This window comes from Lentzea roselyniae (assembly GCF_039537795.1).
In the GTDB taxonomy this organism is placed as follows: Bacteria; Actinomycetota; Actinomycetes; order Mycobacteriales; family Pseudonocardiaceae; genus Lentzea; species Lentzea atacamensis.
Map to the genome: position 1 here is coordinate 1 of NZ_BAABBE010000051.1, position 24,822 is coordinate 24,822.

23 protein-coding genes are annotated in these 24,822 nt (G+C 68.7%); 9 read left to right on the top strand and 14 right to left on the bottom strand.

Annotation, left to right across the window (positions count from 1 at the left end):
• Positions 1-199: 199 nt before the first annotated feature.
• Positions 200-601 (bottom strand): nuclear transport factor 2 family protein, encoded by a 402-nt coding sequence (locus ABFX45_RS42845; RefSeq protein ID WP_346136785.1) that lies wholly within the window; start codon positions 599-601, stop codon positions 200-202.
• A 149-nt stretch (positions 602-750) separates the two neighbouring features.
• Between ABFX45_RS42845 and ABFX45_RS42850 the strand changes: the two genes are divergently transcribed.
• Positions 751-942 carry an alpha/beta hydrolase gene (locus ABFX45_RS42850; protein ID WP_233439510.1) on the top strand — a complete coding sequence of 64 codons (192 nt, stop codon included), beginning with the start codon at positions 751-753 and terminating at the stop codon, positions 940-942.
• Positions 943-1,135: 193 nt separating this feature from the next.
• Here the strand turns inward: ABFX45_RS42850 and ABFX45_RS42855 are convergent, their stop codons facing one another.
• From ABFX45_RS42855 to ABFX45_RS42865, 3 genes are all read right to left on the bottom strand, one after another.
• Entirely contained in the window at positions 1,136-2,392 is a 1,257-nt protein-coding gene (locus ABFX45_RS42855; protein ID WP_346136787.1) for an MFS transporter, read from the bottom strand.
• Between the two features lie 749 nt (positions 2,393-3,141).
• On the bottom strand, positions 3,142-4,485 hold the full coding sequence (locus tag ABFX45_RS42860; RefSeq protein ID WP_346136789.1) for a DEAD/DEAH box helicase: 1,344 nt from the start codon (positions 4,483-4,485) through the stop codon (positions 3,142-3,144).
• The gene (locus ABFX45_RS42865) at positions 4,416-6,653 is read right to left on the bottom strand and encodes a hypothetical protein (protein WP_346136791.1); all 2,238 of its coding nucleotides are present in this window, start codon (positions 6,651-6,653) and stop codon (positions 4,416-4,418) included. Before ABFX45_RS42865 ends, ABFX45_RS42860 begins: the two co-directional genes overlap by 70 nt.
• A gap of 335 nt (positions 6,654-6,988) precedes the next feature.
• Between ABFX45_RS42865 and ABFX45_RS42870 the strand changes: the two genes are divergently transcribed.
• The 3 genes from ABFX45_RS42870 to ABFX45_RS42880 are packed head-to-tail and all read left to right on the top strand — an operon-like array spanning position 6,989 to position 10,153.
• A complete protein-coding gene (locus ABFX45_RS42870) occupies positions 6,989-8,446 on the top strand; it encodes an FAD-dependent monooxygenase (RefSeq protein ID WP_346136793.1) in 1,458 nt (485 codons plus the stop codon).
• The gene (locus ABFX45_RS42875; RefSeq protein ID WP_346136795.1) at positions 8,443-9,510 is read left to right on the top strand and encodes a hypothetical protein; all 1,068 of its coding nucleotides are present in this window, start codon (positions 8,443-8,445) and stop codon (positions 9,508-9,510) included. Before ABFX45_RS42870 ends, ABFX45_RS42875 begins: the two co-directional genes overlap by 4 nt.
• Positions 9,511-9,538: 28 nt before the next feature.
• Positions 9,539-10,153, top strand: coding sequence for a TetR family transcriptional regulator (locus ABFX45_RS42880; protein WP_346136797.1), 615 nt, complete (start codon positions 9,539-9,541; stop codon positions 10,151-10,153).
• Positions 10,154-10,591: 438 nt separating this feature from the next.
• Here ABFX45_RS42880 and ABFX45_RS46710 read toward each other — a convergent pair whose 3' ends face one another.
• The 6 genes from ABFX45_RS46710 to ABFX45_RS42905 form a co-directional block, all read right to left on the bottom strand.
• A complete protein-coding gene (locus tag ABFX45_RS46710; RefSeq protein WP_428834290.1) occupies positions 10,592-10,798 on the bottom strand; it encodes an asparaginase domain-containing protein in 207 nt (68 codons plus the stop codon).
• 139 nt (positions 10,799-10,937) lie between these two features.
• Positions 10,938-12,077: a threonine synthase gene (locus tag ABFX45_RS42885; RefSeq protein ID WP_109636627.1), complete on the bottom strand. Its 1,140-nt coding sequence runs from the start codon at positions 12,075-12,077 to the stop codon at positions 10,938-10,940.
• Positions 12,074-13,024, bottom strand: coding sequence for an ornithine cyclodeaminase family protein (locus ABFX45_RS42890; RefSeq protein ID WP_346136799.1), 951 nt, complete (start codon positions 13,022-13,024; stop codon positions 12,074-12,076). Before ABFX45_RS42890 ends, ABFX45_RS42885 begins: the two co-directional genes overlap by 4 nt.
• A gap of 8 nt (positions 13,025-13,032) precedes the next feature.
• Positions 13,033-14,175: a DSD1 family PLP-dependent enzyme gene (locus tag ABFX45_RS42895; protein WP_346136801.1), complete on the bottom strand. Its 1,143-nt coding sequence runs from the start codon at positions 14,173-14,175 to the stop codon at positions 13,033-13,035.
• Positions 14,172-14,843: a helix-turn-helix transcriptional regulator gene (locus tag ABFX45_RS42900; RefSeq protein ID WP_346136803.1), complete on the bottom strand. Its 672-nt coding sequence runs from the start codon at positions 14,841-14,843 to the stop codon at positions 14,172-14,174. The genes ABFX45_RS42895 and ABFX45_RS42900 overlap by 4 nt, the downstream gene beginning before the upstream one ends.
• A gap of 273 nt (positions 14,844-15,116) precedes the next feature.
• Positions 15,117-16,046 carry an RNA polymerase sigma factor gene (locus ABFX45_RS42905; RefSeq protein WP_346136805.1) on the bottom strand — a complete coding sequence of 310 codons (930 nt, stop codon included), beginning with the start codon at positions 16,044-16,046 and terminating at the stop codon, positions 15,117-15,119.
• Positions 16,047-16,164: 118 nt separating this feature from the next.
• Here ABFX45_RS42905 and ABFX45_RS42910 point away from each other — a divergent pair, with 118 nt between their 5' ends.
• Positions 16,165-17,082, top strand: coding sequence for an alpha/beta fold hydrolase (locus ABFX45_RS42910; protein WP_170154932.1), 918 nt, complete (start codon positions 16,165-16,167; stop codon positions 17,080-17,082).
• A gap of 103 nt (positions 17,083-17,185) precedes the next feature.
• Here ABFX45_RS42910 and ABFX45_RS42915 read toward each other — a convergent pair whose 3' ends face one another.
• A complete protein-coding gene (locus ABFX45_RS42915) occupies positions 17,186-17,713 on the bottom strand; it encodes a hypothetical protein (protein WP_346136807.1) in 528 nt (175 codons plus the stop codon).
• Positions 17,714-18,100: 387 nt separating this feature from the next.
• Between ABFX45_RS42915 and ABFX45_RS42920 the strand changes: the two genes are divergently transcribed.
• From ABFX45_RS42920 to ABFX45_RS42935, 4 genes are all read left to right on the top strand, one after another.
• The gene (locus ABFX45_RS42920; RefSeq protein WP_487047094.1) at positions 18,101-18,850 is read left to right on the top strand and encodes a bestrophin-like domain; all 750 of its coding nucleotides are present in this window, start codon (positions 18,101-18,103) and stop codon (positions 18,848-18,850) included.
• A gap of 18 nt (positions 18,851-18,868) precedes the next feature.
• Entirely contained in the window at positions 18,869-19,402 is a 534-nt protein-coding gene (locus ABFX45_RS42925; RefSeq protein ID WP_346136810.1) for a hypothetical protein, read from the top strand.
• Between the two features lie 104 nt (positions 19,403-19,506).
• Complete coding sequence (locus ABFX45_RS42930; protein WP_346136812.1) at positions 19,507-20,574, top strand: ABC transporter substrate-binding protein; 1,068 nt, start codon at positions 19,507-19,509, stop codon at positions 20,572-20,574.
• Between the two features lie 1,086 nt (positions 20,575-21,660).
• On the top strand, positions 21,661-22,269 hold the full coding sequence (locus ABFX45_RS42935; protein ID WP_346136814.1) for a TetR/AcrR family transcriptional regulator: 609 nt from the start codon (positions 21,661-21,663) through the stop codon (positions 22,267-22,269).
• Here the strand turns inward: ABFX45_RS42935 and ABFX45_RS42940 are convergent.
• The 3 genes from ABFX45_RS42940 to ABFX45_RS42950 form a co-directional block, all read right to left on the bottom strand.
• Positions 22,224-22,898, bottom strand: a complete 675-nt coding sequence (locus ABFX45_RS42940; protein WP_346136816.1) for a hypothetical protein — start codon at positions 22,896-22,898, stop codon at positions 22,224-22,226. The genes ABFX45_RS42935 and ABFX45_RS42940 overlap by 46 nt on opposite strands.
• 24 nt (positions 22,899-22,922) lie before the next feature.
• Positions 22,923-23,588: a M14 family zinc carboxypeptidase gene (locus tag ABFX45_RS42945; protein WP_346136818.1), complete on the bottom strand. Its 666-nt coding sequence runs from the start codon at positions 23,586-23,588 to the stop codon at positions 22,923-22,925.
• Between the two features lie 462 nt (positions 23,589-24,050).
• Positions 24,051-24,506, bottom strand: coding sequence for a cupin domain-containing protein (locus tag ABFX45_RS42950; protein WP_346136820.1), 456 nt, complete (start codon positions 24,504-24,506; stop codon positions 24,051-24,053).
• Between the last annotated feature and the right edge of the window lie 316 nt (positions 24,507-24,822).

Below are 24,822 nucleotides of genomic sequence, written 5' to 3' on the forward strand. Positions count from 1 at the left end.
CTACGAACGCAAGGCCGCCCACTTCACGGCATTCGCCCAGCTGGCCTGCGCGGTGATCTGCTACCGCCGAGCCATCAAGCTGGACCTGCTCACCCACGACAACCCCAAATGAGATGTGGTCTTAACCACTGGACGCTTCTGGTTCCTGCCATTTGTCACAACGTCAAGTCCGGCGGGTCCGCGCCTTCCTCGTGCTGGGTCAGGGTGCGGCCAACGGAAGGTCCATGATGCCGGTGGCTTGCGACCAGACACAACGCCACGTGCCGCTGGCATTGGTGTAGACGTCGGTGTGCCAGGCCTCGTGCCGCGGGATGTCCGCGCCGTCGACGGTGAGTTCGATAACGCACCGGTAGCGGAGGACGACGACGTCGGTGCCGACGATCGCGTCCACGTCGCCGGCCAGCCCCAGTTCCCGGTAGGCGACCCGCCCGGTGGTGAGGAGATCAAGGTATTCGGCCTTCGTCCACACGGTGCCGGTCGGGTTGCACAACCGGTACTCCGCGGCGTGCAAGCGGTCGTAGGTGCCGCGATCCACGTCGAGGAGACATTGGATCCGATCCTGCTCAGCCCTGATCACCTGGCTGGCCACGTCGTCGGTCACACCCGCTCCTGTCCACTCGTTCGGTTCTGGTCGGCGCTGGCCGCGCACTTACCCACCTGCTCCCCACTGAACGCCTCTACGTCCTATCCCTCGGCAGCCAACAAGCCAACAGGCACGTCCACTGGCACCTCGCACCCCTACCACCCGGAGTGCCCTACGACCAGCTCGACGTCTTCCGCGACGAGGACCTGGCCTACGCGACGAAGCTCAGCCGCGCTGGCGTACCGGTCGAGTTCCACCTGCACCCCGGCGCACCGCACGAGTTCGACTCGATCGCCTTCGACTCCGACGTGGCCAGGCGCGCCATCGCCGACCGCGTCCGAGTCCTCAGGTCGATCTAGTAGTGCTTTGTCAGGTGCGACCAGGACGAATCTGCACACACTCGGCCACACCAGGAAGCAGACCAGCACTTCGCGGCCTCACTGACACGCCGGGCAGCCTGAATGATCAACGTCGTGCGATGCCCTGATTCCGCAGAACGCGAGCCGAAGTGCGCCGAGCGACATCTCCCATGCGTACGCGAAATACCCGCGCTCATCCGGTCGATTGTTCCGCGGCGCTCGCCAGGGCGCGGTTGTTCAGCACGGGATAGAAGACCAATGCCACCAGGATCAGGAAAACACCGGCGGCGACGTACGAGACCTGGACGGCGAAAACGGTCGCGAGAACACCGCCGAGTGCCGCTCCGATCGGGCCCCCGATCATCACCACCAGCCTGCTCGAGGAAAGCACCCTCCCCAAGAGCTCATCGGGCACTATCTGCTGACGCAATGTGCTGACAACGACTTTCTCAGCGGTCATCAATGCACCGGTCACCATCATCATCGCGGCCGCCACCCACGAATTCGCGACGAGTCCCAGAACCAGGATGGCCGCACCCACGCCGCTCTTGCCCACGAGCATCACCGTGCCGGGACCGAACCGCCTGCTGGCGGCCGCGGCGGTCAGTCCCCCGGCCGTCGCACCGACCGCGGTGGCCGTCAGCAGCAGCCCGAAACCGAAGTCCGGAAGTCCGAGGACCTCCTTGGCCAGCAGCGCCAGCATCGCGAACTGGGCGGTGGCGGCCACGTTGCCGAGGCAGGAGACCGTGGCCAGCGCCCGCAGCGTCCGGTTCCCGAACAACCACCGGATGCCCTCGACGATCTCGCTCCGCACGCTCTTGCGCGGCGCTTCGGACGTCTTCTCCGGCTTGGCGTCCGTCTTGATCGAGAGGATCAGCAGGCCGCTCGCGGCGAACGAAAGGGCGTTGCCGGCGAACGGCAGGAAGTTCCACACGCCGAACAGAGCGGAACCGACCGGGGGCCCCACGAAGTCCTCGCCGTTACTCTCCGCGGCGACGATCCGCCCGTTCGCCGTGGCCAGGTTCCGCGGGTCCCGCGACACGAAGTCCGGGATGGCCGACTGGGCGGCGATGTCGAAGAAGACCTGGCCGACCCCCAGCAGGAACGCCGCGACCACCAGCCACACCAGGTTCACCTGCGCGGTCAGGATCAGCGCCGCGAGACCGACCAGGACGGCGAACCGGGCGAGGTCGGCCCACACCATCACCCACCGGCGGTCCAGCCGGTCCACCACGACACCGGCGTGCAGCGAGAGCAGCACCCAGGGAATCTCGGCCGCCATGACGACGGCGCTCAACGCCAGCGGACTGCTGGTGGCCTGCAGGGCCAGCAACGGCAACGCGCCGGCGTGCATACCGGTGCCGATGGACGACACCAGCGTGGCGCCGAAGAGCCTGTGGAAGCGACTTCCCAGTCTGACCTTGGCGTCGTCAGATTCCTTCGTGGGCACTTCCGGGATTCCTTCGGCTAGGCTTTCGGAACAGAGGACTCCAGCGCGGATTCCCGCGCTGAACCGAAACGCGCGAACACGTCGGCGACGATTCTGCCGATGCTCAGCACCGGCTCCACGTTCATCATCTCCTCGTGCACACAGTCGATCGAGTGGGTCTCGACACCTCCTTGGGCGAGACCGGCCCACCACGGTCGCCGCAGATCGTCGGCAACACCGTGCCTGGAGACACCAATCGGTGCTCCCGCAACCAGACGGGCCGTCCATCAGGAACTTCGGCAACACGCACGTGGCGGTGCCACAGCATCCTCGGCATCACTGTGTGCGACCGGTCCGAGGTGCAGGCCGACGCCGTCGGCGGCTGCCTGGTCCCGCGGCCACTGCCTGGAGTGGCACCCAGCGAGGTGACGGTCAGCGCGGCAACCGTGTCCGCAGGACGGATCACGATCAGCGCCTACATCACCCATGGCCCCTCGCCGGCGACACCGCAGACGCCTGTCCGGTGGTTCACCCCAACACCGACTGCGCCACCCACGACCTGGCTCAGCTGACATCCGAGGCACTCCGAGTGTTCTGGGAGTGATGCCACCCGCCCATCGAGTCCACTGTGGAGAGACGACGCCGATGAGGTCCTTCGGTTGCTCGACCGCGCGCCGATCTCCATGCCGATGCTCTTCCTGCGCGCGGGCGACCTGACCTTCTCCGTGGTCGAGCCACTCCCCGACCCCGACCCGGCCTGATCGCGCCGCTCAGACCGGGTCGGTGCGGCCCAGCTTCGCCGCCAGCACTGTGAAGTAGGGCAAGGTGGACCACGCCTTGTGGTCGCCGATGACGTACAGGCGGTGCTTTGCCCGGCTGACCGCCACGTTGAGCAGGTTGGGTTTGGACGCCGCCCACCTCCGGGCGCCGGGTCGGTCGGGCCCGCCGCCCAGCACCAGGACGACGACGTCCGCTTGCTTCCCCTGGACGGCGTGCACCGTGCCGGCCACCAGGCCCCGGTGGCTCTCGGTTCGGGTCGCCACCCGGCGGGCGATGTCGCGGAACGGGCCGATCACCAGGACGTCGGACATGTCGAAGTCCAGTTTCGCGAGCGTGTCGAGAACGCGGTCGAGCTGAACGCCTTCGCCGGGGATCCAGTGGCCCTGGGCGGCGGCGCCCGGCACGTCGATCCACTTCGACTCCGGCAGCTTCGGATACTTCTCGGCGAACCGCCTGCCCGGCGCCGGTGCGGTGCCGTCGATCATCAGGCCGTCGTAGGCGACGGTGTTGACGATCTCGAACATCGGCTGGTCACAGCGCCGGTGCACGGTCAGCGGAATCCCGACCCAGGTGGGGGCGTCGTCACCGGGCAGCTCGGTGCCGAGCGGGGTGAGCCGATCGGCCAGGCGCTGCACGGAGGTGTGGCTGGTCAGCCACTGCTCGTCAACGCCGAACTCCAGCCGGATGGCCTGTTCCGCGCGGAACGGGAGGGCGTTGATCGGCTCCAGCTGGAGGGGGTCGCCTACGACGACGGCCCGGCGCGTCCGCCACAACGCGCCCGCGGTGTTCTGCGGCGCTGCCTGGCCCGCCTCGTCGATCAGCAGCCACCCCAGCGCCTCTCGGCCGAGGTGGCCGAACAGCCGGGCGTAGGAGGCGAACGTCGTCGACACGACCGGCACCACGAAGAAGAGACTCTGCCACGCGGCGAGCACCGCGTCGGGGTCGATGTCGCGGGGTGCCTCACCGCTGACCAGGTCCACGGCCGCCTGGAGGCTCTGCCGCATCTCTGTGGGCCTGTGACGCAAGAACGCCTTGTGCAGAGCCAAAGCCGCGATGAACAGGGCGCTTCGCGCGGTGTTCCACTCGGTATCGGTCCACAGGGCGGCGAGCTCCCGGCGGTCGCGGTCCTGCCACCACGTGGTGTCGGGGTAGTGCCGGCCGAGTGCCGCGGCGGCGTCGGTGAGCCGGCCGCCGAGAACGCCGAGTTCTTCTTCCAGTGCCTGGAGTTTCGCCCTGGCGTGAGCCTGAGCGTGCTCGGCCGAGGTCAGTTCCCGGTTGGCGGCCGCGACCGCGCGCCGTGCCGTCTCGAACGGCTCGTGGTGGACCTTCGGCACGGGTATCCCAGCGGCCAGTGACTTTGCACGGATTCCGCGTCGTGCGCAGCGGCGTCGAGGTCCCGTCGGGCGGCGTCGATCTCCCACTGGACCGCCGCCAGCTCCTCGTGTGCGGAGGCTAAGTCGTGTTTGGCGGCAGCGACCTGCTGCGCCAGCCAGTTGTCCTTTGTGGACCACTTCCGCTTCGCGGCGCCCAACGTGCACAGGGTCACCAGCCACCCCGGCCGGGTGTCCTGGTGGGCACCGTGTGCGTTCCAGCGCTCGGTCGTTTCGCCCTCGTGCGACTGGACTTTGCGTTCCGCGGCGACACGGCGTCCGGAGCTGAGCCGCTCGATGACGCCCCTTCGGTCGCGGATGACGCCCTCGGCGGCGGCCAGGCGGTCACGCGCCGACTGTTCGTCCTTCGCCTGCTGGGCCAACGCGATGCGGTCGGTCTCCGCTTTGTGGACGCGTTCGGCGTCGGCCGCTTCCGCACACCGCGCCCGCGCCGCATCGACACGCCGCCCGGCTTCAGCGACCGCTTCCCGTTGGTCCGCCACCCCGGCCACCAGAACGCTGTGGCGTTCGAGCGCCTGGTGAACGGCGCGTCGCTCGGTTCGCAGTTCCTCGACTCGCGCCACAGCGGTCCTGAACTCCTCGACGGCGGCCGCCCACGTGGTGTCCGGCGCCTCCAGCTCGTACTTCTTCAGCAGCAGCATCATTCCGCACCAGTCGTCAGGCTTCTGGTCGTCCGGCTTGTGGAACCAGAAGCTGTCGACGAACCGGCCGCGGTTCTTCTTGTTTCCCAGCTTGGCCGCGACCAGTGCCCAGCCCTCAGGGTCCTGGCCGGCGACTGACGTCCCCTTCGGCTCGGTCTCCGGGTCTGGCGCGAGCAACGCGGTGGCGATGTCCGCGAAGTAGTCCACCTCGGCGGCGCGCTCCCGCCAGGACTCGTCGATGGCGTCCGCAGAGGGGATCTCGTCGGTCACGTTCTCCACGGCGACGTTGTTCGTCGACGCCAGGACCATCTCGAACCCGATCAGCTCCGGATTCCACTGGTGGATCACGCGTTTGAATTCGCCGGTGCGCCAGTTGAACCGCCGGCCGGTGAAGGCCTTCCCCGGTTCCGGCAGGGCCGCGAGACGCTGCGCCCTCGTCACGACCAGGTCCGCGACGAGATCGCGGAGCATGGTGGTCTTGCCCGTTCCCGGCGGCCCGTTGACCCCGATGAGCCCTTCCTCGTCCTGCAAACCGGAGGCGGTGATCACGGCCAACTGCTGGCTCAACGCCAGCGCGTGCGCCGCGTTGCTCGGCCATCGACCGCCCGGGACCAGTTGCGGCGCGGTCCTCGCCAGCACGTGGTCCAGCCGCTCGCGCACGTCGATCCGGCGGCCGATGGGGATGTCGGCCTCGGGTCGCAGGTACTCCCGCAGCGCCGCGCCGGCATCGCCCTTCTCCGCCTGCTTGGCAACCAGGGCCAGGTCGCTCATGACGAAGCTGTTGAGGAAGTCGTGACCGCCTGGGTTTTCTGCCTTGCGGCGGGCCACGATCTGGCTGCTGATCCGGATGTCCGCGGCCGTGAGGACCCCGGACGTGCCCGTCGCGCCGACGGCGATCTTCAGGCAGTGTGCGAGGTCGGCGAAGTCCAGAACGCGGAGCACGTACTGCGGCGGCGTCTCCTCGTCCCCCAGGAGCACCGCATCGGTGACGAAGTCCCGCCATTCCGCGGTGAAGTCGAGCACGGCGTCCTGGAACTGCGACAGCCAGTCGGGTTCGCAGCCCTGGGACCGGTGCACCTCGCCGGTGGCCCAGGCACAACTGGACAACACCTCGGAGTTGAGCAGCGCCCGGCCGTCCTCGCCGACCAGGAACGCGGCGACCGCGCTGTCCCCGCCGGGACGTTCGTCGTAGCTCTCCTGGTCCGGTTCGAAGACCTGCGACAGCACGTCGAACACCTCGGTGCGGCGGTAGATGCCGAGGTACACGGTGTGGCGCCAGGCCTGCTCCGGCTCGAGCTGCCACTGAGCGAGCTCGTGCTCCGGGTCCCACGGCAGCGGCTGCCCCGGCCGCGCCACGAACATCCGCTGTTCCCGGTCGGGCTTGTCGACCTTCTGCGGACTGAACATCTCCACCGTCCGCCAGAACTCGACCACCCGTGCCCGCGTGACGTCCGCTTTCAGCCCCAACACCTGCTCCGATCGTCGCCGTCCAAACGAAGGCGATCAGCCTAGCGGTCCTGATCATGTTGGTCTCGCCACTCAAAGAAGTCCGGCTGGAGTGGAAACCTCGGGAACTCCGAACGCTGAAACGTGTCGACCCTGTTAGCGCCACCAGGGCCCTGTGGCCAGTCGTCGGGCCTTTACGGGCACATCCAACGCGACCGCATCGAACCCCACGCGGCTGCGATCGCCGACTCGCCGCCGCACGAACCGCCAGCCCTCAGGGGACCATCCGGCTTCTTGACCCCCGCATCAGCCAATCATACATTTGAAGCAACTTTGTATGATCGAGAGAGGTGGCCGGCATGCGGCTCGGCACCACCGCCGTCGTCCTCGGCGGCAGCGCAGCAGGGCTGTGCGCTGCGGGAGCGCTCTCCCCTCACTTCGACCAGGTGGTGGTGCTGGAACGCGACGAGCTGCCGGCCAACGCCGAGCACCGGCGCGGCGTGCCGCAGAGCAAGCACCCGCACTTCCTGCTGAACTCGGGGCGTCGTGCGATCGGGGAGCTGTTCCCCGGTTTCGAGGACGAGCTCATCGCCGCGGGCGGGTTGCATCTGATGCCGTCCATGGACGCCGCCTACCTCGACGGGGAGGGCTGGTCGGCGCGCAAGCGCGGCTCGATGACGATGATCTACGGCTCGCGGCTGCTCATCGAGCGGGTGCTGCGCGACCACGTGCGGAAGCTGGCCAACGTGGTCGTCCGCGAAGGCGTGTCGGTCAACGGCCTGTGCGCTCGTGACGGCGAGATCAACGGTGTCAACTTCACCTCAGCCACCGGCGACGAGCACGTCGAGGCCGACCTCGTCGTCGACGCGATGGGGAGGGGCTCACCGGTCGCCAGCTGGCTGGTGGCCGCAGGATGGCCAGAGCCGCAGGTGCAGACGCTCGACGCCAAGGTCACGTACACCTCGCGCTGGTACGAACTTCCCGAGAAACCACCGGCGTCGTGGTGGTGGCGGCACCTGGTGATCATGCCGACGCAGCACAAGGGCGAGCATCCCGCCGAGCACGAGTTCCTGGTCAACTTCTTCCCCATCGAGGGCAACCGCGCCATCGCCTGCATGGGCTCGTGGGGGCACGAGATGCCGCGCACCGCCGAGACGTTCGCCAGATCGGCCCGCCGGGTGCGGACACCGTTGTTCGCGGCGGCGATGGACCGATGCACTCCCGTCTCCGAGGTGCACCTGACCCGGTCGACCGGCAACAAGTGGCGGCGCTACGACCGGTGGGCGACACCACCACGGCGGCTGGTGTTCGTCGGTGACTCGATCTGCGCGTTCAACCCGTTCTACGCACAGGGCATCAGTTCCGCCGCGAGCTCGGCGTTGTTGCTGCGCGAGCACCTCTCCCGTGCCGAGCGGGTCGACGCGGCCTTCTCCGCGCAGTTCCTTGCGGCGCAACGGAAGTTGCTGACCGTGCCGTGGCGCCTGGCACTGGCCAGGGATCGAGGCTACGCGTGCGCCGGAGGCACCGAGAAGGTGAGCGAGTGGAAACGCCGCCTCGTCGCGGCGGTGTCCGGCCCGGCGTTCAGCTTCATCGTTGGTGCAGCTCGTGAGTACCCGGTGGTCGACGAGCACTTCGCCAAGGTGTTCAACCTGGACGAGTCGCTGGGCGACATGATGACCAACCCTCGTGTGCTCGCAGGACTTCTGCGCTACCGCATCCGCACCGCGCTGGGACGTCATCGCATCCCGTTCGGGTTCGACCCTCTGGCCGAACCGCCGGCAACGGACTACTCGACCGCATCGGCGGCGTCACGATGACCACCACCTGCGGGCCGGAGGCCGAAGCCGTCACCCGCGACCTCGGCTTCGACTGTCACGACGTCTCCCCCGTCGTCTCGGTCCGCGCACCCTGGGACCTCGCCCACCCGACGATGCCGCTGCTCGAGGCGCTCGTCGTCGGCGGCGCCGTTTTCGCTCTGGTGCACGCCGTTCGCCGCCACCGCGCGGGGGACTCGGTCAATCTCGCGTTGTGGTGGGCGTCGCTGGTCTACCTCCTCGTGATCGAGCCACCGCTGTACTTCCCGGAGTGGTTCGGCCTGGACGAGATCTACGGCTTCATCTTCGCCCACAACCAGTTCACCGTGCAGTTCATGTGGGACCGCTTGCCGCTGTACATCGTGGCGTTCTACCCGATGATCAGCCAGCTCGCCTACGAGGTCGTACGCTGCCTCGGGATCTTCCGCCGGCGTGGAGCGCTGGCCGGATCGGTGGCGGTCGCCTTCGTGTGCCAGGTGTTCTACGAGGTCTTCGATCACTTGGGACCGCAGCTGAAGTGGTGGGCGTGGAACCCGGACAACCACATCGTCAACCAACCCGCGATGGCGTCGGTGCCGTTGCAGAGCGCCCTGCTGTTCGCCTCCGTCTCACTGGGAGCCATGACCTATCTGGTCGTGCGCCTGACTGCCGGAGGGCGGTGGCTGGTGGCCCGCACCGCGCTGGCCGGAGTCCTCACGCCACTGGCGATGGTGATCGCCGGCATCCCGTCGAGCCTCTTCGGCGTGAACCCCACCGCACGGGCGTGGGTGCTCGGAATCGAACTGGCCCTGGTCTGGCTGGCGGGCACGTGGATCATCGCGTCCTCCCGACAACCCCTGGACGAGCCGTTGCCCGCCTTCACCCGCTTCTACCCCGCGGGCTACCTGGGTCTGATGGCGCTGCTCTGGATCAGCGCTCTGCCTGCCCACCTCGCCGCGGAGAACGGCATCACCGCCGACGGCACTCCGACCGGAAACGGCCTGTACGTGCTGGCCTGCTTCGCCGGAGCCGGTGTGGTGCTGGCTGCGCTTCATCGCGTGCGCCGCGACGCACCTGCCTCCGCCTGAGGAACCCTCCTCCGGAAAGATGGTGTACATGGGGCACCACGGATGGCAGGGCAACCCACCCGGCACCGAGAACGAGGCACGCCGCCGGATCGTCAAGGCTGCGACGGCGTGCATCGACCGTGCCGGACTGGCCAAGACCAGTCTCTCCGACGTGGCCCAGGAGGCCGGAGTCACCCGGCAGACCGTCTACCGCTACTTCCCGCGCCTGACAGATGTCCTCAGCGCTGTCGCCATCGCCGGCGCCGAGGAGTTCGCCGGAAGGATGGAGCAGCACCTGGCGGCCTTCACCAGCGCCACCGAGGTCGCCGTGGAGTCCGTCGTGTTCGGCGTGCGGACCGTCCCCCGCGAGCCCTACCTGGGCCTGCTCCTGCGAGCCGGCGAAGGTGACTTCTTCACAGATGCGGTCACGTCGGCCCAGTGGTTCGCCCTCGGCGCACGAATCCTCCGCAACGTGCCGGTCGACTGGGCCTCCGCAGGCGTCACCACCGACGACGACTTCGCCGGACTCGCCGAGGTCCTGATGCGACTCTTCCTGTCGTTCCTGCAGCATCCCTCGGCGCCGACGGTCACCGATGACCAACTGCGGACTCTGGTCCGTCGCTGGATCGGACCTGCTCTGCGCGGCCCCATCGACCGCGTCTAGCCGGTCGTGTCGCATCAAGCCCTGGTAGGGCCACCACTTCTGACCGGTCTGACCCCAGCGTGGAGATCGGGTCGTAGTACGCGTAGCGGCGCTCCAGCGCTTCCGGGTCCTTCAGCGCGATCCCGGTCCGGTAGATCTTGGTGCAGTGGATGCGATCCGGAAGTCGCCGACACCGTAGCGATTCCTGCTGTGCCGAGGATCTTGTCGATCAACGCGGGGTACCTGGCGTCGCGGTCACTGTTGACGGCACTGAGCGACGAGGTATTGCCATCAAGGGATGACGAAGTCATGTTGCCGGATCAGACGAAGACCCCTCGAGCACGGTCCTGATGTGTCCAGCTGGGAAGATTCGGCCGCTCATGGCGATGTGGACGCCGTAGGACAGGGTCTGCAGGGCTGCCACGGCGAGTCCGAGGTTGAACGGTGCGTCGCTGTCGGTCATGCGGGCCGGTTGCGTTGCCCGGTCACCACGATGACCTTGCCCGTGATGGCGCGCAGGTGCTCGGCGGTGTTGGTCATGGTGTCGGTGCCGTGAGTGATGAGGACATACTCGGCGTCGGTCTTCTGGACGCGGTGGCGGATCAGGTCCCGGTCGGTGTCGTCCAGGGTGACGCTGTCCTTGCGGCACAGGCTTTCGATGGTGATCTCGTGCCGGGTGCGGGCGCGTTAGAGGAGGGACGCCACCACAGGCGGCCCAATGGCGAAGGTGCCTTGCAGGAGGTACTCGACGTCGAGGGAACCACCGGTCGTGATGACGTGGATGCGCATGGGAGTCCTTCGACGGTCAGACCGGGGGCTTGGACTTCAGACCGCTGCCGCACAGCGGTGCCACGACGGCGGGAAGCCCATCGGGTCGCGGTGTGGTGGCGACGAGCTCGGCTCGGATGGCTGCCCAGCACACCGCGGAGGTGGGTTCGACGTAGAAGCCGACCCGGGCCAGCGCGGCGTGGGCGGCGTGGACCTGCTCGTCGGTGACGGTGACGATGGTGCCGCCGGTGGCGCGCACGGCGGCGAGGATCTGGCGGCCGCGGGCTGGTGCGGCGATGGCGATGCCCTCGGCGACGGTGCCGTGCGTGGTGATGTCGGCGGGTTCTGGTCGGCCGTCAGCGAACGCGGTGGCCAGCGGGGCGCACCCGGAGGCCTGGACCGCGACGATGCGGGGGAACCGGTCGATGAGTCCCTGGTCGAGCAGTTCGGTGCAGCCGAGGTGGGCCCCGAGCACGAGAGTGCCGTTGCCGACGGGCAGCACCAGGGTCTCGGGCAGCCGGCCACCGAGCTGCTCCCACAGTTCCAGCACGTAGGTCTTGGTGCCGTGCAAGAAGAACGGGTGGTAGACGTGGCTGGCGTAGAAGACGCCCGGTTCACCGGCGGCGCGGGCCGCGGCGCGCGCGGTGTCCTCCCGGGTGCCGGGAATCTGGTGCACGGTGGCGCCGTAAGCGCGCAGTTGTGCGACCTTGCCCTCTGAGGTGCTTTCCGGAACGTAGACGTCGCAGGAGATGCCGGCGCGGGCGGCGTAGGCGGCGACGGAGGTGCCGGCGTTGCCGCTGCTGTCGGTCATGAGCCGGGTGACGCCGAGGCGGGCGGCCAGGGCGGCCAGCATGACCGCGCCCCTGTCCTTGAAAGACCCGGTCGGCATGAGGTGGTCGATCTTCAGTCCGACACCGGGCTGCCCCGGTGTGGTGACCAGTGGAGTCATGCCTTCGCCCATGGTGATGCCGGGAGGTTCGAAGATCGGCAGGGCTTCGGCGTAGCGCCACAGGCCGGGCCGGCGGGTAGCGAGGTCCGCGGCCTTCGGCATGGCCGGCGTGAACCCTGTCAGATCCAGCACGCCGTGGCAGTCGGCGCACCGCCAGGCCAGCTCGTCCAGGGCGTGGGTGCGGCCGCACCCGGCGCACCGCAGCGCCATCGTTTCCGGGTTGTTCATGAGATGGCTTCCCTCTCGGTCGCAGCCGCCTGCAGGAGGGCATCGGCGATGAAGAGGTCTTGCAGGGCAATGCCGGAGCTGTCGAAAACGGTGATCTCGTCGTTGCGGCGGCGGCCTTCGGCCTGGCCGGTGAGGACGTCTCCGATGGCGGTGAGCGTCAGGGTGCCGTCACCGACGAGACCGGCGACGTGCTGCAGTTCCCCGATCCGGACGGCTTGGGCGGGCAGGTCGCAGAACAGCCGCGCCGTGGTGAGCAGCTCGACCGGGAGTTCCTGTTTGCCGTGGGCGTCGGCGCCCATGGCGGCGACGTGGGTACCCGGACGCACCCAGGCCGCGTCGAACGGCGGTGCGGTGGCGGTGGTGGCGGTCACGATGACGTCCGCGTCGCGGCACGCCTGCTCGGCGGGGGTGAGCCATCCGGTGAGGCCTCGTTCGGCGAGCCGGGTCAGGAAGTCCTCGCCTCGCTGCCGGTCGCGGGCGACGACGTGCACGGCCGTGAGGGGCAGCACGCGGGCGAGCGCGGCGCATTCGTACAGCGCTTGGTGCCCGGTGCCGAAGACGGTCAGCGTGGTGGCATCGGGGCGGGCCAGGACGCTCGCGGCGACGGCGTCGGCGGCTGCCGTGCGGTAGGCGTTGACGACACCGGCTTCGACCACCGCGCCGATGCGACCGTTGTCCTGGTCGAACAGCAGCACCACGGAGTTGTGCCGAGGCAGGCCCCGGTCGGCGTTGCCCGGCCAATAACTGCCGATCTTGACACCGGCGAGCTCCGCCGACGCACCCGACTTCACGGTGAACCTGTTCCGTTGCTCGGACCCGTGACCGAGGACCGCGGGGAACACCTCGGCCTGCCCGTCGGCGGCGGCGATCAGGGCGTCGCGCGCGGCGGTGAAGGCCAGTTCCTCGGTGACGAGGACGGCGGAAAGGTGCTCTGGCAGGAAACGCACGACGGTGGTCACCATCCCTGAACGCGCGGCCACACGGCCACGACGGCGGTCGAATCCGGTTCGGTCACGTGGTACCGGTCGTGCTGTGCTGCGGTGGCGCAGGCGTGGTTGGGCAGGATCCGCACGCGGGCGCCGACGGGCAGGTCCGGCAGGGCGGCGGTGCTACCGGGGCGAAGTGACAGGACGCCGTGCTCCTGGCTCGCGTCGCTCATCAGCAGGTCCGGGTAGAGTTCGCCGTCGAGGTCGGCGACGAGGCCGTATCCCTGGTCCACCCGCTGACGTGCGGTACCGCGGTCGCGGGAGGTCGCCATCCAGCCGCCGTCGGTGAGGATCCATCCCTTGTCCAGGCGGTGCCCGATCACCGTCGTGACCACCGTCATCGCCAGGTCGGCGGTGGAGCAGACGCCGATGCCGGCCATCACCAGATCGAAGAAGACGAAGTTGCCCGCCCGGACCTCGGTGACACCGGTGAGGTCGGCCGCGAAGTGCGCGGTCGGTGTGGAGCCCACGCTCACCACCGGAGCCTCGTGCCCGGCCGCCCGCAACACCTCGGCGGCCTGCACCGCGCACCGTCGCTCGTTCTCGGCGGCCGCGCGCAACCGGTCGGCGCCATCGGCGTAGTAGGACTCGCCGGCGTGCACCAGCACGCCCCGGACCTCCGCGCCGCCGTCGGCGAGCGTGCGGGCGATGACGGGCAGCACAGGGTCGTCGGGACGCACCCCGCCGCGGTGACCGTCGCAGTCGATCTCGATCAACGCCGGGATGCCCGTCATCCCGGTGCGGGCGGTGGCGAGCGCGGCGGCCTGCTCCACGCTGTCGAGCAACACCACGAGGTCCACGCCGCGCCGCCGCAACATCGTCACCCTGGCAAGCTTGTGCGGCGTGATCCCGACCGCGTACACGATGTCGCGGTAGCCGGCGTCGGCGAACGCCTCGGCCTCCGCCAGCGTCGACACCGTGATCGGCCCCGGCCGCCCGTCGTGCAGCAGCGCGGCCACGTCGAGGGACTTGGCCGTCTTGACATGCGCGCGCAGCGGCACACCCAGCTCGTCGAGGTGCTTGCGGAGCCGATCGATGTTCGCGGCCACCGTCGCCGGATTCACCGCCAGGAAAGGGGTTTCCAGATCGTTCAGCGTGCTCCGGGCGATCATCGGCTTCCCTCACCGCTCGCGATTTCGTCCTGCGTCCGGCGGCACTCGGCCAGATCCGCGTACACCGCGGAACGCGACATGCCGAGTCGTTCGGCGACACGGGGCACGGCGTTGCGGACGGCGAAGACACCGCGCCGGTCCAGAACGCGCAACAGTGCCAGCCGTTCCACCCGAGTCAGTCCGGCGACGGACTTGCCGCGCGCGACCTCCTCCGCCCGAATCAGCGCGTCGACCACGTCGTCGAAGTCGTCGCTGAACGTGGTGGCCGGGACCTGAGCCGGCGGCGTGCCAGCCAGCGCGGTCAACAGGTCGCCCGCCTGCCGCAGTGCCGTGACATCGATGTTGACGCACAGCGCCCCGAACACGTGGCCGGCGCCATCGCGCAGCGGCATCGTGGACGACTTGATCAGCCGCCCGTCCGGAGTGCGGGTCATGTAGTTGATGTCGTTCATCGCCGCGTCGCCTTGGGCGAGCACGGCCAAACCGATCTCGCTCAGCGCACCACCGGCCTTGCGCCCGGTCACCGACCCCGCCACCGCCACGACGGACTGCTCACCCCGCCTGTAGTCGTGCAGCACGACTACGCACGTGGGGCCGAACGTCGCGGCCAGCCCGTCGATCACCGGCCGCAACGCCGCCAGGATCGCATCCGCACCACCGTCCGCCACCGCGTCCGCCTCTCGATCACCTACCGCTCAGGACGGAACCAATAGTAACAGTCCAGATTCTGGACAAACAGTCCAGATATTCCTGTGCGCGTCAACTGACGTGCTGACGACGTCACCGGAACGAGCTGACCGGCGAGCACGACGGCGGTGGCTGCGAGGCCCACGGCTACAGACGTTGGCCTGACCTGCCCCAGCGTGGCCGGCCTGACGACGCCCCGTAACCGCCGGTCTGCTGGTCGCGCGGTCGCAACGTGTCCTGGTCGCCGTTCGTCGTCACGGGTTGGGATGGAAGAGGCGAATCGTCTCGATTCGCTCGTCGCCCAGGGTCATCAGCCACAGCACAGCCGGGGGGCAGTGCTGGGGGTCCCACGGCGGGCTGAGCAGGTCGCACTCGAGAATGGTGATGCGGCGGCCGGCCGCGACACCGTTCAGCCGCTGACTGACTCCGGCGGCGAGATCGCTGTCCATGATATCGGTCAGGGTGTCGCGGCCGCGTCCTCGTTGCCCCTGCGGCCCGACGAGGCGCACATCAGGGACGGTTGCCGCCGCCAGCGTGGATCGGAACCGACCGTTCGCCGCCGAGGACAGCATGTCTTCGGCCTCGCGTCGGCGTTGATCGGTGAGGGCGGCGGTGTCGACGTGGGCGCTGGCCGCGGAGGCCCGCAAGGCGTCGCCGAGTTTCCTGCGCGCCTGGTTCAGCCGGCTGCGTATCGTTCCGACGGGCACCTCGCACAGCGCCGCGATCTGGTCGTACGACGTCGCCGTGGAGAAGTACCGGGCCAGCACGACCGTCTGCAGTGGCTCGGAGAGGGCCTCCAGAGCGGTCCAGACCCAGTCTCGCAACGCGTGGTCGTCGAGGGCCTCCTGAGGTGTCGGCTCCCGCGCCGGCAGGTCGTCGGCTCGCCGGGAGATCGGGGTTTCCCGATCGGCCGAACGCAGCCGCATCCGCGCGGCATTGCGGGTGATGGCGCGTAGCCACGGGCCGACAGCGGCAGGGTCACGCAGTTCGCCGAGCCGGCTGAGTCCGACGAGGATCGCGTCTTGAACAACGTCTTCGGCGTCGGGGCTCCAGCCGAGCATGCTCAGCGCGACCGCGCGCATTCCGGGCCGATGCCTCTCGAGCAGGACGCCGAGGCCGGCCGCATCCCCGCCTCGAGCGGCCATCACCAGCTCAATGTCGGTCGGCGCGTCGTCGGAGCCCACGGCACTCATCATCCGCGCTGCGAAAGTCGTGACACAAGACGTCGAACTTTCCGTCTCCTTTTGCATCTTGCGGACAGGACGGCCGCCGGTCGTGGCGGCCCGTGCCGAGGAGGCGAGAATGAAGATCCGCGTGAACGACACCGAGTTGTACGTCGACGTCGAGGGGCCCCAGCTGCACGTCGACGGGGACCGGTGGGCAGAGCGCCAGACGATTCTGGTGCTACACGGTGGTCCCGGCTTCGATCAGGGTTACCTGCGGCCGGGGCTGGGCGCGTTGAGCCGCGACGCACAGCTGGTGTTCGTCGACCTGCGTGGCCAGGGCAGGTCCGGCCGCCCGCCGGTGCCGACCTGCACTCTCGAGCAGATGGCCGAGGACGTGGCGGCGTTGTGCGAGCAGCTGGGCATCGAACGGCCTGTGTTGTTCGGTCATTCAGCCGGAGGGTTCGTCGCGCTGCATCTGGCTTTGCGGCACCCCGACCTGGTCGGCGGGCTCATCCTGTGCAACACGGCCCCCACCCTGGCCCCGATGCACGACGAGAACCCCCCTCCCGCCCTCGCTGAGCGGGCTCCCGCCGAAGCCGTCGAGGTCGCCGCGCGGCTGTTCGGCGGCGACTTCTCCCCCGGTACCGTCGACGCGTTCAACCGGTCGGTCGCTCCCTACTACGCGGGCCCTCAGCACATGGCGCTGCCCGGTCGTCTCCTGGCGCTCAGCGACTTCACCACCGACGTCGCCCAGTACTTCTTCGGTGTGCTGGCGGCTGGGTACGACCTGCGGCCGCAGCTGTCGGACATCTCCGCGCCGACCCTCGTGATCGTGGGCCGCCACGACTGGGTGTGCCCACCGGTCGCCGGCCGGACTCTGGCCGCCGGGATCCCCGGCGCCCGACTCACAGAGATCCCCGAGGCCGGGCACTTCGTCTTCTCCGAGGAGCCGTCGGCCTTCCTGCACGCGGTCCGCGACTTCCTCGATCGGCTGCGCACGACGCCGGTCCACAACCGAAGTGGGCACGTTGGAGAGCGCGCAGTTCATCGTTGAGAACGTCAGAATCGCCACGGCGCATTCCAGGCGGTCATGCCGTGATCGCCTGGGATGCGGATCCTCGCACGGCGTGTGCTGCGTTGGGGTGTCGCGACCGCCGTCACCGCCGGGCTTGCCCAGCGGTGAAGTACTGGTTCGAGGCCGGCAAGAACAGCAGTACCACCGCCACTATCGCCACGACCGTGGAGAGGACGGCGGCGATCGAGATTCCACCTATCACCAACGCCAGCACGCCGAGCGCGGTGAGAACCGCGAGAACGATTCGTGCCCAGTTGCGCCCCGCCCGTGCCTTGAACGCGAACAGCACGTACAGGCCGGCGAAGAGGAGAGCGATGACGACACCGACGACGAGACCGATCGTCACCAGCGTGTCGAGCTCCGCCTCGCTGAATCCTCCGGCATCCGGCCGATTGCGAGCCTCTTCCAACAACCTGTCACGCTGAGTGAACGCGAACAGCGCACCGATGACGGACAGCGCCGCTCCCACGATCCACAGCCAGAACGACAGCTGGACTTCCCTCGGTGCGGTACCGCTCGGCTCGGCCCCACCACGGAGTTCCGACTCGGAGAGCGGCGGTGGCGCCGGGATCTGCGACTCCTGATCACCTGGTTCATATGGAGTGGTCACATTTCGGAACTTAGGACCTGCGACCAGTCTCAGCCACTCGAGCACAGAACCGACGGCGGCGAAGGGTGATCGTGCCCGCCCACGAGCCGCTCGCGAGCTCACCACAGGCCACTGCCCGAGGCTCCATCCCGCCAGGACGGTGGGTACGGGAGCCGTGCCTGGCGAGACCTGACGGGCGGAACCCGGAAGGACCGGCCTGTGATCTCACGGCGGCCTGGTTCCACCGACCGACCACTTCGGACAGCCGGCGGCTGGATCCGTTCGTCGAACCCGATTCCGGTTGGTCGCCCGTTCGTGTCACGGACGGCGGTGGCGGACTGCGGCCGCGCGCAGCACGCCTTACGGTCAGCGTTCGGTAGCCGGTTTCAGGAGGGTGCCCGCGTGGAGATGATCGTTCTGGTGATCGCCGCAAGCACCGCGTTGAGCGCGTTCGTCGCCATCGGAGTCGGCCGGTACCGCGCGGGCAAGAGCAGCTCCGACCACAACTCCGTGCTGGGCTACTTCTTCAGCTCGGTGGGAGCCTTCTACTCGTTCTTGCTCGCGTTCGTGGTGGTGAACACCTGGAGCAGCCTCACCAGCGCGCAGACGAACATCTACGAGGAGTCGTCGAACCTGCCCGGCATGTACTACAACGTCTCGGTCTTCCCCGACGAGCACCGGATCGCGCTGCAGACGACGCTCAAGGCGTACGCCCACGCGGTGATCGACCACGAGTGGCCCGCGATGGACCGTGGCGAGGCCAGCCCGGAGGTCAACCGGCTGCTCGAAGACCTGCGCCGCCAGGTGCTGGCGATCCAGCCGCAGAACCCTCAGCAGTCCGCCCTGTACGGCGCGATGCTCGGGCACATGGGCAAACTGGCCGCGACCCGGCGCGTTCGGCTCAACCAGGCACATCCGTCGATCCCGACACCGTTCTGGATCGGCCTGATCGGTGGTGGCGTGATGCTGATCGGTGTCGGGATGGGGTTCCACGCGCCGAAGATCTGGATGCACGTGGTGCTGATGGCCGTGCTGGCTCTCGTGGTGTCGTCGTCGCTGTGTCTCGCCCGCACCATGGACCACCCGTTCCACGGCGGGATCAAGGTTCCGCCCACCGCGTTCCACATCGCCATCAGACAGATGGGTGAGTCACCATGACACCGTTGGGAGATCGTCATGCGTAACCGGATCGCTCACTTCACGAGCGGCGCAGTCGCGGCGGTGCTGGCCCTGTCCGCACTCCCCGCCGCGTCGGTGCGGCAGCCGCCGGCGGACGAAGTGGTGCTCAAACTGATAGCGAAGCGCGAGAGTTCGATGAACCTCGGTGCGATCCCGACGACGATCCTGACGTTCGTGGTGGCCGGCTCGCTGCTCGACGCGGCGGACCCGAGCAAGAAGATGGGCACCGGCAAGACCGTGTGCACGTTCACCGACTTCAGCCCGCTCGAGTTCAAGGCCAGCGCCGACTGCCGTTCCGTCTACACGATCGACGGCAAGGGCGAGATCCACATGTCCAGTTCACGCGACTACACCTTGGATCCTGTGGGCATCCACTACAACGAGACCAGGCTCGCCGTCACCGGCGGCACGGGCGACTACCGCACGGCCCGGGGCGACGCCTCCGGCACGTTCCGCAAGTCCGCGGAGGGCATCTCCTACGCCGTCGACATCCGGCTGACCACCGACGCACAGGCTGACGCCCCGAGCTGACGGTCATCCGATCGGGCGCTTTTTCCGCGTCGATACACGTCACCGGGCGGACCGAGCACCAGTCTGACGCGCAACAGCCGTGCGGTCCTGCGGAGGCGAGCTCGATGGGTGAGGTGACCGTAGGCGTCGTCCTACCGCGCACCGGGCGGCTGCGCGAGCTTTCGGACCCGCTGGAGTTCGCACTCGATTCGCTCCGGCAACACACCGAGTTCGAGGTCGTGGCGGCGGACAGCCGCTCGAACCCCGCCGCCGCACAGGCGGCGGTGCGGGAGCTCGGTCGGCAAGGTGTGAGCCTGGTGCTCACCCTCGGCGGCACCCACACCTTGCCCGCGGTTGCGGCGGCGTGCGAGGCGTTCGCCGTGCCGGGACTGTCCACGACGTTGCCGTGGCAGGTTTACCGGGCCCGTCGCGACGTCGCCGACCCGGTGTGGTCGTTCCACTTCTGCTGGGGACTCGACGACATCGCCGGCGCGTTCGCGGACATGTGGGACGGTGTGACCGAGCACGCGACCGTGGGGTGCCTCTGGAACGACGGCGTGCAGGGCACCGCGTTGCGCGATCCGGCGAACGGGTTCGGGCCGACCGCGGCCGGGCGCGGTCACCGGCTGGTCGATCCCGGCGGGTACGTGGAGCTGAACTCCGCGTTCGACCGGCACGTGGACCGCTTCCTGGCCGAACGCGTGCAGGTCGTCACCGCCGCGGCCGACGCGCGCGACCTCGCTGCGTTCGCGGCGACGGCCGGGCAGCGAGGTCTGCGGCCGCGGCTCATCACCTGCTCCCGATGGCTGAGCTACCCGTTCGGAGCGGAGCGTGCCGGGTTGGACGGCGTGGGCACGATCGTCGCCTGGACGCCTCGCCATCCGCACCGCTCGTCGCTGGACGGCAGGTCGGCGGCTGAGCTGGCTGCCGCATACGAAAGAGCGACCAGCAAGCCGTGGCTCCAGCCACTCGGTCTTGCCCACGCCCTCGTCGAAGTGGCCGTGCACGCGTTGCGCTCGGCGGACGATCCGCGCGATCGGCACGCGGTCGCGGCGGCGTTGAGGCGGGTCCGGCTCGACACGATCTGCGGCACCCTGGACTGGACCGCGGGCCCCGCGCCGTCGATCGCGCGCGTCCCTCTCACCGGCGGCCGCTGGATCCGCGACCACGGTCGCATGCGTCTGGAAACGTAGCGCCTCACCAGGCCGCCAGCCGTGACCCTTCAGCCCAGCGACAGCAGAACCAGGCACGCCGAGCGGGGCCCGATCAGCACTGGGTGGAGCACGCGGATTGATGGGTTCTGGCGAGGCCACCGGTCACGTGACGCGCTGCGCGAACTCCGAGAGCGCGGCCGCGTACGGAGCGGGCTCGTGCAGCCACGGCAGATCGCCTTCGCCGCATTCGACAAGGCGGGCGTTGGGCATTGCGGAGACAGCGCGCCTGCCGAGGTGTGCTCGCCGATGAAGTCCCTTGCGCCCCACAGGAAGAGTGAGGGCTGGGTGATCCGCGCGGGGTCGCGTTCGTCGAGCCACAGGTTGCGGTGCGCGAATCGGCCGGGAATCGGACGAACCGCTGCATCAGGCGCGCGCAGCCGCGGTCGAAGGTGGGCAGCCGTATGCCGCAGGTGAGCGCGTCGACCATCGCCTCGCTCGCCTGGGTTGCCCATGAGCCCGAGCATGCGGCGGGCGGACGCGTGGGAAGGTCGAGGCGGCTCATCACCTCGTCCATCAGCTCGGTCTTGGCGACGACGACCCGGTCACGATTGCGGATCAGGTGCAGCAGCAACGAGAACACCTGTGGTTCGAGATGCACGACATCACCGCCGCGCCGGAGTTCCACCCGACGGGGCGACACAACGCAGTCCGCGAACCGGTACACGTTCTCCCTTCAGTCCGAACCGTGCGGGTCTGCGTCCGACGGGTACACACGTCCGAACTCGCGCAACACCGAAGTGGCGACGCCGCTGGGCCGCCGGACCCGGACGAACTCGGGGAAGAACCGCATGACCAAACCGCTCTCGACGGCATCCGCCCGCTGCTGGCCGGCAGCGGGCGGTGCGCGTTTACACAACGCACAGCCGAGCTGCCAAACCTGTAGTCGTAGTGTCGGATGGACGCGTTACGACGGGGCCGAGAAGAGCGAAGCGTTCACCCGTGTGGAGCGCAAGAGACCCCCACGGCCTGGTGATCTTGGACGACGGGTGCGACCTTGTCACCGGCGGCTGTCGATGGTTCTGCGTAGTCCCGTTACAGTGCTAACCGGATTACAATGGGAGGACCATGCGGCTCAACCGTGCACAGGCCCGGCAGCGCAACCACGACGCTCTGGTCGCCGCAGCCGTGGCGGAGATGGCGGACAAGGGTTACGTGGCGGCACGGCTGGAAGACATCGCCGAGCGAGCCGAGGTCACCACCGGCGCCATCTACTCGATCTTCGGCAGCAAGCAGAACCTGATGGCCGCGGCGGTCCGCAAGCTCGCCAGCGGCCTCGACGCCGAGCTCGCCCCGTTGGAGGAGCTGGAACTGACCCTCGACGAGACACTGCGGGGCATCGCCACGGCTTACCACCGGGCAGCCGCCGGGCCACTTGCGCGGCAGCGACTGGCGTTCGACCTCGAGCTCCTCAGCCTGGTGCTGCGTGATCCCGCGGCAGGCCAGAAGCTCGTCGACGCGATGCCCCAGCGGACCGAGGACCTGATCGCCCGGCTGCTGACCGGCCGCCGGACCACGAAGCGCCTCAGGACGACCGCCGAGCAGGCGCGGCAGTTGGCCCCTGCTGTCGCAGCCCTGCTCGGTGGCCTGTTGCAGCGCGCCACGGTCGATCCGGCGTCGGTCGACGAGGACTACTGCGCTGCCGCGGCCGTCGCGCTCGCCTCTCTCGTGGGCTGAGCGAGCCGCGACACCACCGCCAGCGCCGCAGCCATCTGGAGCGACACCAGTTGGCGCAACGGAAAAGTCTTCTCGGACAAGGTGTTCTCCGCCTGCTCGCACCACTGGTCGAACAACACGTCCACCTCGTCCAGTGCGTCGCGCAACGGCAGCGGCGCGGCACGTTTCTCGCATTCCGCGAGCAGTTGCCTGCGCAGCACGCCTGCTGTGCGCAGCCGCAGCATCTCCACGACGCTCTCCGCGGCGAACACCTCGGCGACGGTCGCCGTTCGCGTGCCCACTGTCGCGGCGATCGTCTCGTGTGCCGCCGCCAGGGACACCGCTGTGTCGGCGAAGTCGGCGGCCGCTGCCGGCATGGGTGACGCGACCCGCAGGTGGGGACGGATTCGCTGGTGCAGACCGGTGAGCGTGGCCGCGTCCTGTCGCAACTGCCGAGCGGACGCGCGCAACACCTCGGCGTAGGGCCGGTCGGAGCTGCTGTCGTCGGACGCGCGTTCGTCGTGCCAGAACGGTACTTCGGTGATCAGTGTGATGGCGCCGTGCTTGTCGGCGTGGTGTGCGCTGGATCCGCCGTGCCGGGCCGCGGCGCCTTGGGCGTTGGCAGCGATGAGGGCCTCCGCAGGCGGCATCAGGTAGACAGCGGGCCCTGCCGCTTACCATCCCAGCGTGTCGACCGGTCCCAGGGACAACGGGACTCCCAGTCGTGCCGCCGCGGCGGCGAGGTCGTCCGGCAGTCCTGGCACGTCTTTGCCGAGGATGAAGAAAACGCCGCCGAAGTCCGCGTTGTGCAGGGAGTACTGGAAGTCCGGCCGCAGGTCGTCGATGACCCTGGCCAGCGCCTCCGTCTCAGGCAGCGTCCTGTCGAAGCAGGCCCGCTCGTCCAGCACCGGGAAGGTCCACTCCGGCTGGTCGCGCAGGGCCGGCCGGTAGAACTGGCTGTGGTACTCGCGAATGGTGTGAGGACCGGCGAACCACCCCTCGTTCAGCCGGGTCCCGTCCGGGTCGATGCACGGGATGAAGTGCCACACGAAGTCGATGCCGTCACGCAGGTCCGGCGTACTGGCGATCAGCCGTGCGAGGTGCGTGACGGTGAGCAGGCCGATCGGTTCGTTCGGATGCGGGCACCCGATCACCAGCGCGTTGCGAGCGCCGTGACCGACCGACAGCAACCGCAGCGGCTCGCCCTGCCGGGAGGTGCCGATCCTGCGCACGCGGCAGACCGACGGCGCCTCGGCGACCAGCTCGTCCACTGCCGAGTTCGCCTCGTCGACGGTGCACACGCGGTCGATCTCCGGCACACAGGTCAGGTGGTGGTCCATGGCGGCCCCAGTCGTAATCTTATTACTAGCATAATCAAATTATCAACCTGCGAGATCGTGGTCCTCAGCCGGCTCGCCGGGCGGCGTGTACGGCACCCGCCGGTAGGCACGGACAACGTCGACGACGGTCTGCCGGCGGTGGGATGCAGGGCGCGAACAGCCTCCGCCTCCGACGACGATGACGGAGGAGCGCTTCACCGCCTCGATCCGCACCCACGTTTCCCCTCCGCGTCGGTGGACGCCCGACCGCCGATCCATCGCCTGGACCACCAGCACGGCCAGGCCACAACGACGGCAAGCACTGCGAGCGGCGCACCGATGAACGGCCGGCTGCGGTACCGATCAGGGCGTACCGGCGTTGTTGACCACCACATCCAGCCGGCCGAACCGCTGCCCGAGGGCACCTTTCCCGTGTGTCTCGGCAACCGCGATCAGGTGAAGCCCGCGCCCGCGCGGCGCCCCTCACCGCGGTGGGAAAGGTTCGGTGTCGTAGCGGCTCATCAACTCCAGGTATGCGGACTCGTGCAGGCCATCAACACCGCAGTCGAGCCTCGCCATGTCCCGGAAGTACCCGATGTAGCGATCAGGGGTGTAGGTCACCAGCAGAACCGCTCCCCGCTCGGTGTCCGGGTTCGCGAACGTGTGCGGCACTCCGATCGGTGCGGTGACCAGGCCGCCCGCCGTCAGGTCCGCGTGGCGCTGTCCGGAGGTGAATCGAACCCGTCCCGAAACGACGTAGAAGGTCTCCTCGTGACTGCGGTGCAGGTGCTGCGGTGGGCCCGCCGCAGCCGGGCCGAGCCGCACCTCCGTGATACCCAGGCGGTGTCCGGTGTTGCTGCCGTCCTCGATGATCCGGATCTGCAACGGGCCGTTGTCGATGAGCTCACCATCGGCAGCAGTCACCAGTTCGATGTCCACGCCTTTGTCACCTCGCGCAGCGCCTTGCGGCGGGTGGTGGTCGGCCCGGTCTTGTCCACCAGCACTCCGAGGCGAAGCGGTGCTTCGCTTCGTGTTTGTTCCACTCGCGACACCGGCGCTGAGGCAGTGGAGTCGCGACAGCGCCCCGACCACCTGCGATGGCGACGAAACGGGGACAAAGGAATCACGGACATGACATCGATGGTGTGGCAAGCACCCGTCATCCGCGGCCTGTGCCACTCGTCCGGGTGACATCGCGGCTGCATCAGGGGGCAATTGGTCCGTCTGATGCAGGATCCGTTGTACCGCGAAAGCT

What these genes read in the sequence shown, in the direction of transcription:
- ABFX45_RS42945 (WP_346136818.1), bottom strand. Translation starts at nt 23,588, where the DNA reads ATGGACCACCACCTGACCTGTGTGCCGGAGATCGACCGCGTGTGCACC.
- ABFX45_RS42920 (WP_487047094.1), top strand. Translation starts at nt 18,101, where the DNA reads ATGATCGTTCTGGTGATCGCCGCAAGCACCGCGTTGAGCGCGTTCGTC.
- ABFX45_RS42930 (WP_346136812.1), top strand. Translation starts at nt 19,507, where the DNA reads ATGGGTGAGGTGACCGTAGGCGTCGTCCTACCGCGCACCGGGCGGCTG.
- ABFX45_RS42875 (WP_346136795.1), top strand. Translation starts at nt 8,443, where the DNA reads ATGACCACCACCTGCGGGCCGGAGGCCGAAGCCGTCACCCGCGACCTC.
- ABFX45_RS42870 (WP_346136793.1), top strand. Translation starts at nt 6,989, where the DNA reads ATGCGGCTCGGCACCACCGCCGTCGTCCTCGGCGGCAGCGCAGCAGGG.
- ABFX45_RS42940 (WP_346136816.1), bottom strand. Translation starts at nt 22,898, where the DNA reads ATGCCGCCTGCGGAGGCCCTCATCGCTGCCAACGCCCAAGGCGCCGCG.
- ABFX45_RS42895 (WP_346136801.1), bottom strand. Translation starts at nt 14,175, where the DNA reads ATGATCGCCCGGAGCACGCTGAACGATCTGGAAACCCCTTTCCTGGCG.
- ABFX45_RS42880 (WP_346136797.1), top strand. Translation starts at nt 9,539, where the DNA reads ATGGGGCACCACGGATGGCAGGGCAACCCACCCGGCACCGAGAACGAG.
- ABFX45_RS42910 (WP_170154932.1), top strand. Translation starts at nt 16,165, where the DNA reads ATGAAGATCCGCGTGAACGACACCGAGTTGTACGTCGACGTCGAGGGG.
- ABFX45_RS42885 (WP_109636627.1), bottom strand. Translation starts at nt 12,077, where the DNA reads ATGAACAACCCGGAAACGATGGCGCTGCGGTGCGCCGGGTGCGGCCGC.
- ABFX45_RS42935 (WP_346136814.1), top strand. Translation starts at nt 21,661, where the DNA reads ATGCGGCTCAACCGTGCACAGGCCCGGCAGCGCAACCACGACGCTCTG.
- ABFX45_RS42925 (WP_346136810.1), top strand. Translation starts at nt 18,869, where the DNA reads ATGCGTAACCGGATCGCTCACTTCACGAGCGGCGCAGTCGCGGCGGTG.